General features: G+C 39.3%; 16 protein-coding genes and 1 pseudogene. 16 read left to right on the top strand and 1 reads right to left on the bottom strand.

What is annotated here, in order from left to right; all coding sequences use genetic code 11:
* Positions 1–16 precede the first annotated feature (16 nt).
* The 3 genes from N0M92_RS19895 (at position 17) to N0M92_RS19885 (ending at position 3,800) form a co-directional block, all read left to right on the top strand.
* Entirely contained in the window at positions 17–1,639 is a 1,623-nt protein-coding gene (locus N0M92_RS19895) for an N-acyl-D-amino-acid deacylase family protein (protein WP_260287468.1), read from the top strand.
* 65 nt (positions 1,640–1,704) lie between these two features.
* The gene (locus tag N0M92_RS19890; RefSeq protein ID WP_260287467.1) at positions 1,705–2,925 is read left to right on the top strand and encodes an MFS transporter; all 1,221 of its coding nucleotides are present in this window, start codon (positions 1,705–1,707) and stop codon (positions 2,923–2,925) included.
* A 302-nt stretch (positions 2,926–3,227) separates the two neighbouring features.
* Positions 3,228–3,800, top strand: a complete 573-nt coding sequence (locus tag N0M92_RS19885; RefSeq protein WP_260287466.1) for a hypothetical protein — start codon at positions 3,228–3,230, stop codon at positions 3,798–3,800.
* A gap of 158 nt (positions 3,801–3,958) precedes the next feature.
* Here N0M92_RS19885 and N0M92_RS19880 read toward each other — a convergent pair whose 3' ends face one another.
* Positions 3,959–4,375 (bottom strand): PaaI family thioesterase, encoded by a 417-nt coding sequence (locus tag N0M92_RS19880; protein ID WP_260287465.1) that lies wholly within the window; start codon positions 4,373–4,375, stop codon positions 3,959–3,961.
* A gap of 384 nt (positions 4,376–4,759) precedes the next feature.
* Between N0M92_RS19880 and N0M92_RS19875 the strand changes: the two genes are divergently transcribed.
* From N0M92_RS19875 to N0M92_RS19815, 13 genes and pseudogenes are all read left to right on the top strand, one after another.
* On the top strand, positions 4,760–5,614 hold the full coding sequence (locus tag N0M92_RS19875; RefSeq protein ID WP_260287464.1) for a MurR/RpiR family transcriptional regulator: 855 nt from the start codon (positions 4,760–4,762) through the stop codon (positions 5,612–5,614).
* 46 nt (positions 5,615–5,660) lie between these two features.
* Positions 5,661–6,791: an amidohydrolase gene (locus N0M92_RS19870; RefSeq protein WP_260287463.1), complete on the top strand. Its 1,131-nt coding sequence runs from the start codon at positions 5,661–5,663 to the stop codon at positions 6,789–6,791.
* A gap of 36 nt (positions 6,792–6,827) precedes the next feature.
* Complete coding sequence (locus tag N0M92_RS19865; protein ID WP_260287462.1) at positions 6,828–8,312, top strand: amino acid permease; 1,485 nt, start codon at positions 6,828–6,830, stop codon at positions 8,310–8,312.
* Positions 8,313–8,461: 149 nt separating this feature from the next.
* On the top strand, positions 8,462–9,292 hold the full coding sequence (locus N0M92_RS19860; RefSeq protein ID WP_260287461.1) for a GNAT family N-acetyltransferase: 831 nt from the start codon (positions 8,462–8,464) through the stop codon (positions 9,290–9,292).
* Positions 9,293–9,399: 107 nt separating this feature from the next.
* Entirely contained in the window at positions 9,400–10,515 is a 1,116-nt protein-coding gene (gene menC / locus N0M92_RS19855) for an o-succinylbenzoate synthase (RefSeq protein ID WP_260287460.1), read from the top strand.
* Positions 10,516–10,540: 25 nt separating this feature from the next.
* A pseudogene (locus tag N0M92_RS19850) lies at positions 10,541–10,639 on the top strand (hypothetical protein); the annotation flags it as partial.
* A gap of 377 nt (positions 10,640–11,016) precedes the next feature.
* Entirely contained in the window at positions 11,017–11,376 is a 360-nt protein-coding gene (locus N0M92_RS19845; protein ID WP_311202581.1) for a MarR family winged helix-turn-helix transcriptional regulator, read from the top strand.
* A gap of 118 nt (positions 11,377–11,494) precedes the next feature.
* The gene (locus N0M92_RS19840) at positions 11,495–11,893 is read left to right on the top strand and encodes a DoxX family protein (RefSeq protein ID WP_260287459.1); all 399 of its coding nucleotides are present in this window, start codon (positions 11,495–11,497) and stop codon (positions 11,891–11,893) included.
* A 246-nt stretch (positions 11,894–12,139) separates the two neighbouring features.
* Positions 12,140–13,108 (top strand): ring-cleaving dioxygenase, encoded by a 969-nt coding sequence (locus tag N0M92_RS19835; RefSeq protein ID WP_260287458.1) that lies wholly within the window; start codon positions 12,140–12,142, stop codon positions 13,106–13,108.
* A gap of 19 nt (positions 13,109–13,127) precedes the next feature.
* Entirely contained in the window at positions 13,128–14,105 is a 978-nt protein-coding gene (locus tag N0M92_RS19830) for a ring-cleaving dioxygenase (protein ID WP_260287457.1), read from the top strand.
* A 223-nt stretch (positions 14,106–14,328) separates the two neighbouring features.
* Positions 14,329–14,940 (top strand): NAD(P)H:quinone oxidoreductase, encoded by a 612-nt coding sequence (gene wrbA / locus N0M92_RS19825; protein WP_260287456.1) that lies wholly within the window; start codon positions 14,329–14,331, stop codon positions 14,938–14,940.
* A gap of 685 nt (positions 14,941–15,625) precedes the next feature.
* On the top strand, positions 15,626–17,599 hold the full coding sequence (locus tag N0M92_RS19820) for a transporter substrate-binding domain-containing protein (protein WP_260287455.1): 1,974 nt from the start codon (positions 15,626–15,628) through the stop codon (positions 17,597–17,599).
* A gap of 19 nt (positions 17,600–17,618) precedes the next feature.
* Positions 17,619–18,972, top strand: a 1,354-nt coding sequence (locus N0M92_RS19815) for a sigma-54-dependent transcriptional regulator (RefSeq protein ID WP_260287454.1), incomplete at its 3' end; no start/stop codon positions are given.

The following is an 18,972-nucleotide window of genomic DNA, read 5'->3' as shown; positions in this document are numbered from 1 at the left end:
TAGAGGATGTGGTCAAATGCTAGACGTGATTATAAAAAATGGAAGGGTTTATGATGGAACAGGGAACCCTTGGACGAAAACGGACATTGGAATCGAGGATGGAAGAATTACTTTAATGGGGAATTTAAGCAGCGAACAGGCTGGGCAAACTATAGATGCCAATGGGTTGGCAGTTTCACCAGGATTTATTGATCCTCATGTTCATTCCGATTTACTTTGCACTGTTCCAGAAGTTCATAAAATAAAGGCACTTCAGGGTGTGACTACAGAATTATTTGGCCAGGATGGTATTTCTGTTGCTCCTGTATCAGAAAAAACAAAGCCGTTATGGAAAAAACAATTAAGTGGACTGAATGGCGATATTGGGGAGTGGCCATGGAATAGCATTGATGAATATTTTTCATTTCTGGAAAAGTCAAAAATGATAGGCAACGCAGCTTACCTGGTACCCCATGGCGCGGTTCGTTCCTTGGTCATGGGGTTTGAAGATAGGGTGGCCACTAAACAAGAATTGGAAAAAATGCGTTTGCTGGTCGAGGAAGGAATGCGTATGGGAGCAGTAGGCTTGTCCTCAGGGTTGGTATATCCCCCAAATGTTTTCTCCAATAAGGAAGAATTGATTGAAATATGCAAGGGTACCGCGAAATATGATGGCTGTTTCGTTGTCCATATCCGGAATGAAAGCATTCACTCTTTATCAGCTTTGGATGAAGTCATAGATGTTTCCAGACAATCCGGTGTAAGATTACATATTTCTCATTTTAAGATAATTGGCCAAGGAAACAGGGATAAATTTAAGAAAGCACTGGACAAGATGAATGCCGCTAGACAGGAAGGTATTGAAATTACCTTTGATCAATACCCATATTCAGCAGCTTCAACCGTTTTTCATGCCATACTTCCACCTTGGATGCATGCAGGCGGAACGGAAGAAACGCTGAAACGATTGAGTATTCCAGAATTCAGAAAAAGAATCTCTGATGAATTTAAAACAAACACAGATTATGAAAATTGGGTTTTGAATTGTGGCTGGAAAAATATCATGATTACCTCCGTTCAAACGGGTTCTAATAAATGCTTAGAAGGTAAGGATATGATTGAAATTTCAGAAATCAGGCAGCAATCCCCTGAAGATGCCGCATTTGATATTCTTATTGAGGAAAAAGGGAATGTAGCGATGGTCATTCATTGGGGCTTTGAGGAAGATGTTTTGCAGAGTATGTGTCATCCGCTGCAAATGGTGGGATCTGATGGGATTTTTGGTGGTAAGCCGCATCCACGATTACACGGGACATTTCCGAGAGTATTAGGCAAATATGTTAGGGAAGAAGGAGCCTTGACGCTTGAACAAGCGATTCGTCGAATGACAGGAGCTCCTGCGCAGCTAATGAGATTAAAGGATAGGGGGTTAATTAAAGAGGGATATCAGGCAGATATTGTTATATTTGATCCCAAAAAAATTAAAGATCGAGCAACATTTGAAGAGCCGCTATTAGAGCCTGAAGGCATACATGTGGTCTATATAAATGGAAAATTAACCGTTTATCATGGGGAATACACAGGAGCACGATATGGGAAGGTAATTAGAAGGTTCCAAAGTTCAAAAATAAATAAAGTGGCAACATTTCAGGATCGATAGATAATACGCATTAATTTGCATATGGAAAGAAAAAAGAAGGATTAGTAGAAAAAGGGAGGAATAAGATGAAGCGTTACATTGGAGGGTCCCAAAATAAGCACTTTATATTATTTTTGCTGTTTGTTGGCTATCTGGTTGATTACTTGGATCGGATGGTCATGAGTGTGGCTGTTGTATCTATTAAGGAAGAATTTAATTTGGATGCTGCTGCTGTCGGGGCAATCTTGAGTAGCTTCTTCTTATCCTATGCCATCATGCAAATACCAGGAGGATGGCTAACAGATAAACTGGGTTCGAGAAAAGTCTTAATATGGTCCATCATTGTATGGTCTGTTTTTACCGTATTTACCGGTTTTGCCTGGTCTCTTATTTCGTTACTCGTCATACGTTTTCTTTTCGGGCTCGGTCAAGGAGGATATCCTTCTGCTTCCCAAAAAGGGCTAGCGGATTATTTTCCCCGGGATGAAAGGCCAAAGGCTTCTGCTTACTTGATGTCATCCAATTACTTTGGGATGGCACTTGCCCCGCTTGTGGCTGCGCCGATGATTTTATTTATGGGCTGGAGAAACATGTTTTATGTAATCGGATTGCTAGGAATATTGTTAACGATAGCTTTCTGGGTATATTTTAAACCAAAAGAAAGTACTGCTCCATTAAAAGACACTAGTGTTCCAATGAAGGAATTGCTGATGAATTCCGGATTGTGGAAAATAACTGTCATGTGGTTTGCTGCCGGAATAGTAAATTGGGGACTTTCCTCCTGGATTCCATCTTATTTGATGGAAGCTAGAGGAATGGATCTGCTGTCCATGGGTTTTTATGCAGCATTACCGGGTATCTCAACGGGAGTTGCCATGTTGTTCAGTGGATGGCTTCTTGACAGGTTTTTTAATAATTTGGAAAAATATTATGCGGCATTTGGCATGCTTATGTCTGGGATATTCCTATATTTGATGTTTACATCGACCTCCTTAGTAGCTGCAATGGTTTATTTGAATCTTTGTATGGTCTTTAAAAGCTTTGCCTTTACAGTTGCTTTTGCTTTGCCGCATAAAATCATGTCTAAAAAGGTTATCGGTTCCGCAATGGGTGTAATTAATATGGGGGCACAGGCCGCAGGTTTCATATCACCTCTTGTCATGGGCTTTATCATCACCCTTACAGGATCTTACAATGGGGCATTTTGGTTCTTGATTGCTTGTTCCGCCATTTCAATAATTGCTGCGCTGTCCATTAAAAAGAATCATCATATGGAGCAACCAAAAGATGTTGACTTATTAGCATAGTAGATGAAAAGGCGACGTATGCCTGTCAAAAAACGAAAACAATATGGAAAGGAATAAAACCTGGGATTTGGCCTTGAAAACCAATCCCGGGATTTTTGGCCTAATTTAAGAAGACTCAAAAATAAGCAGGTTTTTCTAGTTTCCTCAGCTACAGTACAAGCCGTTTTATAGTAAAGGCATATCGTATAACGAGGGGGAAATCTTGAAAAAATGAGAACAAGCATTTATTCTTCTATTGTTTTTTCATCCAAGTAAACCCATCTCCCTAGTAACAAATTTTTTAAAAAGGAGACGTTTAGGGAATGTGGCCAATTAAAAATGGTAAGGAAAGGATACATCAGCCGAATAAAAGTACAATACTGTCCAAGCAAGAGATGAAAGCCATTGAGTCCTGGATATCTCAAATAGGGATATTCCAAATTTATAAAACCGCTGGACAAATAGTATCTACCGCCAGAAAAACGCTAAAGTTCAAGTATAAAATGATCGGGCATGGTTTTAACCGGGTCGTCTATGATTTAAATAATGGCTATATTTTAAAAATTGCATTGTCAGAAGTAGGATTAATGAGCAATGCAAATGAAGCTTATATATATAATAACTGTAATGAGGAAGTCAAAAAGTATTTATGTCCGGTTAAGGAGCATGGGACGGGCTGGATTATCATGAAAAAGGTGGACACGAAGGTGCCGTTTGTAATCAAGGAATATACGAAACTGTTCAAGGTGGAATTAAAATTACTGAGGCACGGTATTATACCAATAGATTTGCGTTTAGAGAATGTCGGATATAACGAGAATGATGAAATGGTCGTCATTGATTACGGTCTATTCACCATGGATCTCAAAAGCCCTGTGCTGCGATGGTTTGTTTGATGATGGGGCTATCCTAATAAAATTCAAAATGGTAAATTTACAATGAGGTGATTTGGCGAAGCGGTGAATCTTGTGGAAGTTTTTGATTTTATCGAAGTGTCTAAATGAAAAAAGCATGTTACGAAGGACTTTTTGTGCAACATGCTTTTTTATCTAGTTTAAAGGATCATAACTGATGACACAACGCTTGCCACTTTTTTATCATTTTGAAATAAATCTGCGAGTACATAAGCAGTTTTTTTTCCGATTCGGTCTACTTTTGCTTCAACCTGTACGTCTCCTAATCTCACTGGTCGATGAAAGGTAGTATGTAAATCAATGGATGCGAAGGATTGTCCGATACTTAATTTAGAGGATATCGCATAAGCCATCATGATATCTGCTGCAGAAGTGACAAATCCACCCATTGCTACGCCAATTCCGTTAATAAACTTTTCATCTACTTTCCATACACCTCTCGCAATTCCATCCTGGGCATAATTTGCTTCAATCTGTAATGTTAGATCACAATTCGGAGGTTGTTTCCCCTCTGTTAAAACTTGTAAAAGTTCATGCCCTTTATGTGATTTCCCCATTAAATTACCCCCCCTTGAGTAAGTTGAAACTACAGAATATTCTAACATACATCTTGATGTTAAATGTCAATGAAGTTGTTAAGTTTACAAATAAAGTAAAAAAATACGAAGAAGAGAGCGGATATCTGAAATTAACTGGAATGTTTTTTAGAAAAACTTTAGGCAAAATGGCTTTTCATCGAATTTGCCTACCTACTAATAGTTTTTTTGCTTATTATCTCAATGGCCTATTATCTGATTGAAATTTAGAGTGATTAATTATCGGAAAAATCAAAAACATTCTTCATTTTCTAATTAAATTGTGATAGTGTATAAATCAAAGAAGGATTGCCTTCGTTATTTTAATAATAAGAAGTATTTAATTCGTCGGAAAGGGGTAATATTTTGGAACATCTTCCTTTTAAATTATTAGTAAAGGAAAAATTTGACCAATTATCGGCAGGTCAAAAAAAAGTTGCTGCTTACCTGATTGAAAATTTGGATGAAGCCGCCTTTAAAACGGCATTTCAAATTGGTCGGGAAGCGGAAGTTAGTGAAACGACGGTCATCCGGTTTTCCTATTCATTAGGATTTGAAGGGTTTAGTAAAATGCAGGCCAGAATTCAAAAACAGCTGCTGCACCAAAATCATATAGACATTTCCAACAAGGATTCCATTCTCCGCTTTGATGACAAGCAAGATCCATTTACCAAAGTGATAGAAAACGAAGTTCATATTTTAAGACATCTATTAGATCATACGAACGTTCAGGATATATGGAAAGCAGTCGATGTCTTGATCCAGGCTGACCAAATATTAATTGCAGGGCATCGCATTTCCCATGCCGCCGCCTATTGGTTCTCCTATACGCTTAGTTCATTAAGGGAAAATGTAAGTTTATGTTCACCAACAGGTGACTTCTATGAAAAGTTTTGTAACTTCACTGACAAGTCTGTGATAGTCGTTTTTTCCTTTCCGAGGTATGCGAATGAAACATTAAAAGTTGCTGAGTGTGCCAAAGAACAAGGAGTTTGTTTAATTTCAGTTACAGACCGCCTTCTGTCACCCGTTGGCCGCATCGCTGATATTGCATTGACTACTGAAGAAAACGCAGAAACCGGAACCAATTCAATCGCTTCCGTCATTAGCTTATTGGACTTGGTTATTGCAGGCATACATCAAAAAGACGAAAAACGGATCCATACCCATCAGCAAAAATTAGAAAGGCTATATTCAAGTTATGAAGTGTTTAATGAATGAGTCTTTGATAAAGTTAAAATCCATGTAAAGGAGGGGGGGCATCATTATGAACCCGATTCAATATATTGATCAGCATCAAGAATCATTGATAAAGTCCTACCATGAGCTGCATTCTTTGGCTGAGCCAAGCTGGCAGGAGGAAAGAACGTCTTGCTATATATTAAAATCTCTTAGGAAAGCGGGAATGACCACAAAAACATTTCAGAGCCATCATGGAATCATTGCCGAGATTCCAGGCATCTCAAAAAAAGTTGTGGCATTAAGGGCTGATATGGATGCGCTTGTTCAGGAAGTAGATGGAGTTGTGAAGGCCAATCATTCATGTGGACATGACGCACATAGCACAATGGTTTTATATACAGCATTGGCCATTGCCTCCAGTGGAATCCGGCCTAAACACACTCTCCGATTCATATTTCAGCCTGCGGAAGAAAAAGGGGAAGGCGCTCTTCAAATGATCAATGATGGAGCATTGGAGGATGTTACATATTTATTCGGGGTACATGTAAGACCCAGTACGGAGGTTCCTTATATGAAAGCTTCCCCCGTCATTGTCCATGGCTCTGCCGAAACGATAAGGGGAACAATCAAAGGTTTACAAGCCCATGCATCCCGACCGCAAGATGGAATAAATGTCATCGAGGCAGCAGCTTTGCTTATCCAAAAATTACAGCAGATTAATCTAGTTACCGAAACTCCTTATTCCATCAAAATGACTCAATTTCAAACAAACAACAATGCATCAAACGTTATCCCGGAAACAGCTGTCTTTGCAATTGATGCCAGAGCTCAATCAAATGATGTAATGAATGAACTAAACCGCTTATCAGAGGAAGCTTTTGACCAGACAATGCAACAAACTGAAACATCCATCTCCTGGTCTGCGGAAGAATTCGTCCCAGCTGCGAGTTTGCATGAAAAAGCCATCAAGCTGGCTGAGGCCGCCATTGGAGATATCCTTGGGAGGGAAAATGTCGCTCCAGTCTGCATTTCTCAAGGAGGAGAGGATTTTCATTTTTATACAGTCGAAAATCCTGATATAACAGCAACCATGATAGGGTTAGGCTGCGATTTAACGCCTGGTCTGCATCATCCGGATATGAAGTTTAATTTGCAAGCACTAATTTATGGAACGAAAATTTTAATTAACACAGTAATGTTGGCGGCAGGAGAATAAAATTTTTTACTAAAAAAATTAATGAAGGGGTGTTTTATGGAAAATACCGCACAAACATCACAAACCGGGGACCAAACAGCTACTGATGGAAAACAACTGGAGCGCAAACTCAAACCAAGGCATCTTTCCATGATTGCAATTGGCGGAACCATTGGAACGGGGCTATTTTTAGCAAGCGGTTCCATTATACATACTGCGGGTCCCGGAGGAGCTGTAGCTGCCTATATAATTGCCGGGATCATGGTTTACTTCCTGATGACAAGCTTAGCCGAAATGGCCGCCCTGATTCCAATAACAGGCTCTTTTAGTACCTATACATCAAGGTTTGTCGATCCAGCTTTAGGATTTGCGATCGGATGGAACTATTGGTATAACAACGCAATCGTAGTCGCGTTGGAATTGGCGGCTTCCTCCCTGATCATGAAATATTGGCTGCCTTCTGTTCCAGGCATCATTTGGAGCGCATTATTTCTTGCCCTCATATTTGGCCTGAATATTTTATCGGTAAAAGGATATGGAGAATCCGAATTCTGGTTTGCCATTATAAAGGTTTTGACGATTATCATTTTTATAGTAGTGGGGTTATTAATGATTGTAGGAATCATGGGAGGGGATGCCGTAGGTTTTGAAAATATCACCAAAGGAGAGGCACCGTTTAAAGGAGGCTTTTTATCCGTTATAAGTGTCTTTATGGTGGTTGGATTTGCCTTCCAAGGCACCGAGTTAGTAGGAATTGCGGCCGGCGAGAGTGAAAATCCGAGAAAAAATATACCCAAGGCCATTAAGCAAATCTTCTGGAGACTGCTCTTGTTCTATGTATTGGCGATAATCGTGATTGGATTTTTAATCAGCTATAATGATCCGCGTTTGTTAAGCTCGGATATAGAAGATATTGCGGTAAGTCCCTTCACTTTAGTTTTTCAAAACGCAGGACTTGCGATTGCTGCATCGGTTATGAATGTGGTCATTCTTACTTCTGTTCTTTCTGCAGGCAATTCCGCCATGTATGGGGCTTCTCGCGTCCTTTGGGTGCTGGCGAAAGAAGGCAAAGCCCCTTCGTTTCTAAAAAAAGTGAATTCAGGCGGCATTCCAGTTAACGCTGTGTACTTTTCTACCATCGTTGGGATGGCAGCTTTCCTGACCTCTTTTTTCGGAGAAGGCTCGATTTATACTTGGTTATTGAATGCTGCAGGATTATCCGGCTTTTTATCCTGGTTAGGAATTTCGATTACACATTATCGATTCCGGAAGGCATACATTGCACAAGGAAGAGATTTGAAAGATTTGCCTTATGTATCAAAATGGTACCCATTCGGTCCAATATTAGCGACATTTTTATGTGTTACGGCTATCCTGGGACAAAATTACTCTGCTTTTTTCGGCCCTGAGATCGACTGGTATGGAATTTTAATTTCTTATATCGGGCTTCCTTTATTTTTCCTGGCTTTTCTAGGTTATAAAATCGTAAAGCGAACAAAAATGATTTCAATGCAAGAGGCTGATTTCAGCAAAGTGGAATAATTTCTGTTGTCAAAAAAGTAGAAATATATTGTTAAAACATAAATGATAGCTCCAGTGCCTAGTAACGACAAGCCGTCGGCAGTGGAAATTATTTGTTCATCTTATGTTGCGGTGATCAAGGCGCTTGAGCTTTTCCTAGGAGGTTGGACATGAAGAAAACACAGGAAATTGCAATTCGCTCTCTTGATCGAATTGAAGAGCTAGAGGACGCAAGAAAGCTAGAATCCGCCATTTGGGGAGAAAACGACTCAATCCCCACACACCAAACCATCACAGCTGTAAAAAACGGTGGTTTGGTTCTAGGAGCATATTGCGAGGAGAAGCTTATTGGATTTCAGTATAGCTTTCCGGGATTCAATGGGCAAACAGCCTATCTTTGTTCACATATTCTAGGAATAGATGAGCAATTTCGCAACAAAGGAATAGGGGAGAAGTTAAAGTTAGCCCAACGTGAGGAAGCGTTAAAGCTCGGCTTTTCCCTTATTACCTGGACATACGATCCTTTGGAAAGTATTAATGGGTATTTGAATATAGCCAAGCTTGGTGGGGTCTGTTCCACATATATCGCAAACTGCTATGGTGAAATGGAAGATCTTTTAAACAGCGGAATTCCATCTGACCGCTTTCTTGTCGAATGGCATATTGGTAAAAAGGAGACAACGGATTCTAGTGGACGGGGAATTCCGCTGGACTTTGCGATAGAAAACTCGCTTATTCAATGGGAGACCAATGAAAAGGGATTGCCTGTTCCATCCTTCACTCTTCCGCTGCCTGAACAAAATGGGGATACTGCTTTTGTGGCCATTCCAAAGGACTTCAGAACAATAAGGGTCACAAATAGTCAAGCAGCCACTGAATGGCGGATGAAAACTAGGGACACATTTACCGATTTATTTCAGCAAGGATGGGAGGTAACAGATTTTATAAAGAATTCCATGACGGAAATTCCCGTTCAGTTTTATGTGCTGACAAGGAAATAAGCAGGAGGATTTTAATAACGTAACTTCAGGCTGCTGTCAGCCTATTTAATAAAAAATTGGTAAGACTGTGTCTTTTAACAGTTTTATCACAAAAGGAGAATTTCCAAGTGAAAATTAAACAAGTTATTCTAAGGCATCTGAAACTAGACTTGCTTGAACCTTTTACAACTAGCTTTGGGACGGAATACAATAGGGATTTCATCCTTGTAGAAGCAAAAAGCGATGATGGCATTTCCGGTTGGGCAGAATCGGTTGCGATGCTCGACCCTCTGTATAATGAAGAAACCCTAAAAACAAACTGGCATATACTCGAGGATTATCTAATTCCAATTATCCTTAAAAATGAAATCAAGCATCCGGATGAACTCTCTGAAAAATATTTCTCCCATATACGTGGCAATTATATGGCAAAAGCAGCTATAGAGGGTGCTGTTTGGGATCTGTATGCGAAAAAGCAAGGTGCTTCCCTCTCACGTGTGTTAGGTGGAACAAAAAAGAAAATTGAAGTGGGGGTAAGCATCGGAATAAAGGACTCGATCGATTCGACCCTGGATATGATTGAAGCACGTCTCGGTGAAGGCTATAAACGCTTTAAACTAAAAATCAAACCGGGCTGGGATGTTGAATTAATAGACAAGGTCCGAAAAGTATATCCGGAAATCCCGCTAATGGCGGATGCAAATTCAGCTTATACCTTACAAGATATAGACCGGCTATCCGCCTTGGATGACTATAAATTAATGATGATTGAACAGCCGCTTGCCTATAACGATATCATTGACCATGCAGATTTACAGTCAAGGTTAAAAACACCTATTTGCCTGGACGAAAGCATTCATTCCTTAGAGGATGCAAGGAAAGCTATTAAATTGGGCAGCTGTAAAATCATTAATATTAAGATTGGCCGTGTCGGAGGTTTGACTGAATCCAAGAAAATCCATAATTTATGTCTTGAACATGAAATTCCGCTATGGTGTGGGGGTATGCTGGAATCAGGCATTGGAAGAGCGCATAATATTGCCATCACTTCACTGCCAAACTATACTCTTCCGGGAGATACCGCAGCTTCCTCCCTTTACTGGGCAGAAGATATCATTGACCCTGAAGTTACAGTGGAAAACGGAATAATCAAAGTTCCGGAATTGCCAGGAATCGGCTATGAACCAAGCTTGGAAAAAATCAAAAAGTATACTATACACAGTCAAACATATCATTTAAGTTAGAAAAATGTGCTGACATCACGAATCCAGCACATGCAGAATGGGTGATGCCCCCGCAACTTCAGCGGCAAATCATCAAGGTCAAATACATGGTGTTCAAGTTTCGTATGTAGCGAATAATATCTAACACTGCTTTGGCCATAGGCAGGCAAATCATTATGTCCGCCAGTCTAGTTGAAGTTTTAAACTAAGAAATGTTGACGTATTCATAAATATCGTCGCACCAAACTCTCTTATAAATATAGAAAAAGGAAGGATTTTCACCTTCCTTTTTTTCCTTTGGGAAAAAATCATCTAATGGGTCCATTGGAATTGGCCGATTTAGTTGGCATGGATTGTTGCCGCGTTTAAACAGTTTTCTGAAGGAATTACCTTGGGAAGTCCCGGAACCAGGAAGTTTAATTCAATAAAGTAAAAAGGTTATTGACAAAAAAAAATATAAGCATTATTATTATCTCATATTCAAGATAATTTAATTCGAGATTTTTAAAGGGGGTGGAGTAAATGGAGAGGAAATGCAACAATTTGCCCTTTCTGATCTTAATGCAAACATCTAAAGCAATTCATGATCGAATAAAGGAAGAAGTGGCAAAAAACAAGCTTGGTATTACGGAATTTTCTGTTTTAGAGGTACTTTATCAAAAAGGGAAACAAACAATTCAACAAATTGGAAATTGCATACTGATTTCAAGTGGTTCGATGACCTATGTTATAGATAAGCTAGAACAAAGAGGTGTATTAAGCAGAAATGCCTGTCCAGATGACCGCCGTATGATACATGTAAGATTAACTGATGATGGAAATGAACTGATGAATGAGATCATGCCGAAATATCATGAGTTAGTTGATGATATGTTTCATTAAATTCTGGTGAAGTAGAGACATTGGTGAATCTTTTGAAAAAAGTAAGGAATAAAGTTTAAAGTGTTTTTTTTAAAATAATATCTCGAATTCGAGATAAAAATATTAGGGGGATTTTACTATGATAAATATAGGTTTATTAATTATTCGTTTGGTAATTGGTTTATTGTTCATTGGGCATGGTGCTCAAAAGTTGTTTGGTTGGTTCGGTGGCTATGGATTGAAAGGAACAGGTGGATGGTTTGAATCCATTGGCATGAAACCAGGAGTAACCATGGCTCTTTTCGCAGGGTTAGCAGAACTTATTGGGGGACTTTTGTTTGCTTTAGGTCTATTAACGCCACTTGCAGGGATTATGATTGCGGGAACTATGATAATGGCTATCGTAAAAGTGCATGCTCCAAATGGATTATGGGCAACAGCTAATGGATATGAATACAACTTAACGTTGCTTGCAGTTGCTATCGGTATAGCCTTGATCGGCCCGGGTCAATATGCTTTGGATTCATTTTTATTCTAAAATACCTCAAATTAAAGATTGTTTAAATTTAAAATAAAATATTCGACATGTGTTAGCCATTTTAAATGGGCAAAATAAGGTAGCTAGGTTAACTGGAACAAACGATCCAATAATATCACCATTGAAATCAGTTGAAATGCAATCTTTATTAGATTCCTTGGGGGAATAGGGAACATCAATTCACCATTGAAGAGGTTGAAACCGCAGCTGAGTGGTATACAAATATTGTGACAGGAGTGAAATGAGATGGAACTCTTAGGACTACATCATGTATCGATATTAACAGGAAAAGCGGAAAAAAATTATGAATTTTATACAAAAGTTTTAGGAATGAGATTGGTAAAGAAAACGGTTAACCAAGATAATACAGAATCCTATCACCTATTCTATGCTGACGCGGAAGGAACCCCAGGAACTGAAGTTACGTTCTTTGACATTCCTCATCTTGGGCAAACATACAGGGGAACTTCAGATATTTCTACCGTATCACTAAGGGTTAGAAAGTCAGATTCATTGTTATTTTGGAAAGAACGTTTTAAACAATTTGGGGTTGAACATGATGATATTCAAAAAAGAGCAAATCGTGAAACATTGGCTTTCAGAGATTTCGAGGGGACCCGCTTAATACTGGTAGCCGATAACGCTGAAAAAGGTGTGAGAGCGGGTATTCCTTGGAAAAAGGATGACATTCCAATGGAACACGCCATTATTGGTTTAGGACCTGTTACCCTTACAGTCGCAATTGCAGAACCAACGATTGGTGTTTTAACAGAAGTTATGGGTTTTCGATTTACCGGTTCTTATCCTTCACTTGAAGGGGATTATCCAGATATATTGATTTATGCAACGGGTGAAGGCGGCAGCGGTACGGAGGTTCATATTGAAACAAGACCAGATTTGCCAAGAGTCCGCTTAGGTCGTGGAGGTGTTCACCATGTTGCCTTCCGTGTTCCGAATGAGGAAGAATATGATCAATGGGCAGAGCGTTTGAAAGAATACAGCCTATCGAATTCAGGGAAAGTGGAACGGTATTACTTCAAGGCATTATATTTCAGGGAACCCAATGGTATATTATTTGAATTATCAACGGATACACCAGGATTTGCGACAGATGAACCAATGGAAACAATGGGGGAAAAACTATCACTTCCACCATTTTTGGAGCCAAATCGCAAAGAAATCGAAGAAAAATTGCGACCTTTAATCTTAAATTAAAATCTTGGAGGAATATATAATGAACGGTCTAAAAGGAATACACCATGTAACAGCTATTACAAGTAGTGCAGAAAAGAACTATGAATTTTTCACTTTTGTTTTAGGTATGCGTTTAGTTAAAAAAACGGTAAATCAAGATGATATTCAAACCTATCATTTATTCTTTGCAGATGATAAAGGCAGCGCAGGCACAGACATGACTTTCTTTGATTTCCCCGGCATTCCTAAAGGCGTACATGGTACAAACGAGATTTCAAAGACATCTTTCCGTGTACCGAGTGATGAATCATTAAACTATTGGGTAAAACGTTTTGATCGTTTAGAAGTCAAACATACTGGCATCAAAGAGCAATTTGGCAAGAAAACCCTCTCTTTCATTGATTTTGATGATCAGCAATATCAATTGATTTCAGATGAATTCAACAAAGGGGTGGAATCTGGAACACCATGGCAAAAAGGTCCAATTCCACTGGAATATGCAATTACTGGTTTAGGCCAGATTTTTGTCCGTATTGCGGACTTTGATTACTTTAAAGAAATGATGGAAAAAGTCCTATTATTTAAAGAGACAGATAAAGAAGGGGCATTTCATTTATTTGAAGTGGGGGAAGGCGGGAATGGTGCCTCGGTCATCGTGGAATATAATGCCATTCTTCCTGAAGCACGGCAAGGTTTTGGTACGGTTCACCATGCGGCATTACGTGTAGAGGATCGCTCTGTATTAGAAGAATGGATTGAACGGATGAATAGTTTTGGGTTCCATACATCCGGTTATGTAAACCGTCACTTTTTTGAGTCATTATACGCAAGAGTTGCACCGCAAATTTTATTTGAGTTTGCTACAGATGGTCCTGGTTTCATGGGAGATGAACCTTATGAAACCCTTGGTGAAAAATTATCTTTACCTCCATTCTTAGAGCCTAAACGTTCAGAAATAGAAAAATTAGTTCGTCCAATTGAAACAGTGAGAAGTACAAAGGAATTCATCAAAGAATAAAAGGAAAAATATTAAACGAAACAGATATTTACGAAGAAAAGTGGAAAACTATTTGAGGTAAGAATCCATTTTGAAAAAAGATTAATCAAAATGGATTTTATCTAGCAAATAATATTTATGCCTATGCTGAGGGATACTATAGAAGATATCTGCATTAAAAAAGAAGGTGTAATTTATGGGGTTTTTAAACAAATTATTTGGTAAATCAAAGGAGTTGGAAAATATGTCAAACGTTAAATTAGCAGTGGTATTTTACAGTATGGGTGGAACGAATTATCAATTAGCAAAATGGGCTGAAGAGGGAGCAAAAGAAGCAGGTGCTGAAGTGAAAGTATTAAAAGTACAAGAATTAGCTCCTGAATCTGTTATACAAGGAAATGAAGTATGGAAAGCAACTGTCGAAGCAACAAAAGACGTTCCAGTCGCAACATCAGCTGACCTTGAATGGGCAGATGCTATTATCTTCAGTGTCCCAACACGTTTTGGGAATATGCCATCACAAATGAAACAATTCCTCGATATCCAAGGTGGGCTTTGGGCAAGCGGTAAGACAGTGAATAAAGTAGTAAGTGCGATGACTTCTGCACAAAACCCACATGGTGGTCAAGAAGCTACATTGTTATCCTTATACACTTCTATGATGCACTGGAGTGCTATCATTGCTACTCCTGGTTATTCGGATCCGGTACTATTTGGTGCAGGCGGAAATCCATATGGAACAAGTGTAACAGTCGGACAAGATGGTAAGATGATTGAGGATGTAAAAGATGCTGTAAAACATCAAGCTAAACGTACAGTTACAGTTGCGGAATGGGTCAAAAAAGGTAATCAATAAATATATTCCAAATATATAAAGAGTCAATCGGTTATCGATTGGCTCTTTAATTTGGATAAAAGATCATGTTAAATTTAATAAAATTCAAATAGGATTAATATCAAGGGTTACACTTTAAAAATATCCTTTTTAGGGGGGGGCGCGTGGTTTTTTCCCGAAGCCATGTTTGCTAAAAGGGTGTTATTACCCGTCCCAGGAGAGCTTCAATAAAGTAAGAATATTCATTGAAGTTTAAATGCCCTTTACACCCCAATGGATATTTTGGGGATTTCCCTTTAAATCGAAGGGCATAGGGGAAATACTCGCACCGTTCGTAAAAGTACGCTTAAACAAACGGTGCGATTTCTTTGTAAAAAAGTCAGTTTCACGTTTGTTTTAGCGAGAAAACAGTTTGCGAACGGCGAAAACACAATTGCTTTTACGCAAGTTCTGAACGGAAAAAAATTCTTGAAATCAAAAAAGTTAATAGGATTCCCTCTTTTTTCCGAATAAGTGAACATTATCTACAATCCATTTGTATTCAAAAAAATATATTGTAATTCGACTTTCTGCCATGTATGGTGTTATGAAATGCACTTTAGCTTTTCTTATATACTTTAAAAAGTTATCATGATAGAGTCTTTGTACATTGTAAATATACACAATAATGATACAAAACTGTATATATGGAAAAAGGGGTGAGGCGATGAGAAAGTTACATATTATCTGTGCCGTTATAACCGTCTTCCTTTTCTTCTTTGGCTGTTTCTTTCCTTTTGCGGTGCATTCGGAAGCCCAAAAAGTGATACGGGTTGCAGGGGATAATAACTTTCCACCTTTCGAATACTTGAGCGATTCGGGCGTTTATACCGGTTTTAATGTAGATATAATGAACGCCATTTCCATCGAGACTGGAATTAGGTTCGAATACTATCCTATGCCGTGGAACGAGGCAGTACAAGCTATGCGCTCTGGTAGAGTGGATGCAATTCAAGGCATGAAGTACAATCAGGAACGTGAAGAGATTTATGATTTTTCAGCTCCGTATTTCACAAGTTCACAAGGGATTTTTGTGTTGAAAGATAACATGTATATCCGAAAAATAGAAGATCTCAAAGGCCGGAAGGTGGCTGTACAAAAAGGTGATGTTGCAAGCGGTCTATTAAGTAAAGTAGATCGATTGCAATTGGTGGAAACTAACAATCAACAAGAAGCCGTTCAGTCGTTGATCGACGGAAAAGTGGATGCTTTCATTGGAAATCGGATTACGGGTCAATATTTTCTACAGAAAAATGAGCAGCAATCACTCATTAAGATTGTCGGTGAATCACTTGACACCACAAATTATGCTGTAGCTGTGATGCCAAAAAATAAAGAGTTGCTGACACTATTCAATCAGGCAATTTCCCAAATCAAGAAAGATGGGACGTATGAAAAGATAGAGAAAAAGTGGTTCGGGGAATATATCCTGCCGAATACTCAACGACTACGCAAAACGCTGTTGTATTTGGAAATTGGTCTTTTTATTACCTTCATTGTAATTTCTCTCATCTTATGGTGGAATCTCAGCCTTAAACGAGTAGTAGCTAAGCGAACCGAGCAAATTGAGCACGTGAATAAAGACTTGGAAGAGAAGATGCTGCTACTTGAGGAAAACATTCATTTTCAGCAGCAAGTATTAAACAGTGCCTACAGTTCGCTTATTACACTGAATCAGCAAGGTCTTGTATCAATGATCAATGTCAGGGCTATGGATTATTTAGAGTTGGACGGTAATGTTGTTAGAAAACCTTTTCAGGATCTGCCCATTACCAGTTTCATCCCGGAAAAGGAGATTAAGGCTGCGTTAGAGAGAAAGAGAGTTTTCTTACAAAAGGAAACGCTGTGGTATCCGAATGCGGGCAAAAAAAGGTATATTACTTACAGCGTGTACCCAATTCAGACTATTGGGGGAGAAAATGTAGGTGCGGTGTTGAATTTTTTCGATATTACGGAACAAAAACAGCTGGAGAGAAAAGTGGCTCAGGATGATCGCTTACGTTCATTGGGACAACTTGTGGCGGGTATCGCACATGAGATAAGAAACCCGTTAACATCGATCCTTACCTATACACAATTACTGCCGAAAAAATTTGCAAGCGCAGATTTCCGTACATTCTTTTCCGAACAGGTCACTAGTGAAATTACCAGACTTAATACATTAATTAACGATTTGCTCGATTATTCCCGCCCTAAAAAATCAGAACCTGTCACGTTTTCGCTGAATGAGACCATGAAAGGGATTGAGCTATTGCTTAAGCCAAAAATCAAAGAAAAAAACCTGCGTATTGTTCGTGAGTTCGCTAGGGACATTCAGGCAACTGCAGATACACAGCAGATCAAACAAGTGCTGGTGAACGTCATTCTCAATGCCGTTCAGGCGTCCAATATAGGGGGAACCCTTATTTTTCGGGCATATTATCGGGATATGTTCACTGTCGTTGAAATCGAGGATGAAGGCATCGGCATTTCGGAAGAAGACATTGATAAGATCTTTGAACCGTTTTACACCAGGAAACCGAACGGGGTCGGGCTTGGTCTTTCTATTTCATATAAGCTTGTCAAAGAAAACGATGGTACTATTGAGACAAGAAGTGAAGTAGGAAAGGGTACAGTAGTGACCATTTGTTTACGGCATTAATACAGAAAGGGTGAAGACGATGTACGATATCATGATTATTGATGATGAGCCAACCATTTGTCAGTCACTAACATTTGCATTGGAAGACCAGTATCATGTTTATTCGTTTACAGACCCACGTGAAGCGCTTCCACTTCTTGAAAGAGCGGAAATCGCCATCGTTTTGCTGGATTTGAAAATCGGGGAATACAATGGGATGGAAGTGTTAGAAGAAATCAAGCGCCTCTCCCCCTCGACAGTCGTCATCATGATGACGGCCTATGGTACCATTCCATCTTCCGTGGAAGCAATGCGTAAGGGGGCGTTTTCATATGCAACAAAGCCTCTTCATATTGATGAATTGGAAGTGCTGATGCAAAAAGCTGAAGAAGTGTATATGCTTCAGTCCAAAGTGAAATGGCTGAGTGAAGAATTGGATAAGGTGGCAGGAGTGAACGGCCTTATCGGTGAAAGTTTGTCAATGCGCAAAATTTTCTCCCTAATCGAAAAAGTGAAGGATATCGATTCTAACATTCTCATAGAAGGCGAAAGTGGAACCGGCAAAGAAGTTGTCGCCAGAACGATCCATAATCAAAGCAAGCGCAGAAATAAAAAGTTTCAGGCCATTAATTGTGCCGCCATTCCGACTCACCTGTTGGAATCAGAATTATTTGGATATGAAAAGGGAGCATTTACAGGGGCGACACAGCGGAAATATGGACTTTTTGTGTTGGCGGAAGGAGGAACAATCTTTCTTGACGAAATCGGTGAGATGGATTTGGCGCTGCAAGGGAAAATTTTGCGCGTTCTACAAGAGAGAAAGGTAATGCCCGTTGGAGGGATGGAAGAAGTCAGCATCGATGTCCGTATCATTGCTGCGACAAACAGAGACTTGGACAAAGAAGTAAAAGAAAATCGATTTCGTGAAGATTTATATTACAGATTAAAGGTGATTCCGATTCACCTTCCTGCTTTACGTGAACGAAAAGAAGACATTCCATTGTTATTGGAATTCTTCATTGCCAAAATCGGTGATAGAATGGGAAAACCTGTAGAAGGAATTTCCCATGAAGCGCTGCAGCTTTTACAGCAATATGACTTCCCAGGAAATATTCGGGAACTCCAGAACGTGATTGAAAGGGCCATTGCGCTTACGAATGAATCTTATATACAGAAAGCTGATTTACCTTCCGATATCCAAAAAAGTTCGCACGCATTTTTCGGCAACACCTTAATCCCTGTCTATGTTGGCGAACCGCTTGAAGAAATCGAAAAAAGAGTGATTCTTCATAACCTTGCCGCTTTTAACGGTCATCAAAGGAGGACGGCGCAAACAATTGGCATCGGGGAGAGGACATTGCGAGATAAGTTGAAAAAATATCGGGAAGAAAAGT

The organism is Peribacillus aracenensis, from assembly GCF_025175645.1.
In the GTDB taxonomy this organism is placed as follows: Bacteria; Bacillota; Bacilli; order Bacillales; family DSM-1321; genus Peribacillus; species Peribacillus aracenensis.
This window is presented reverse-complemented; position numbering and strand designations above follow the sequence as displayed.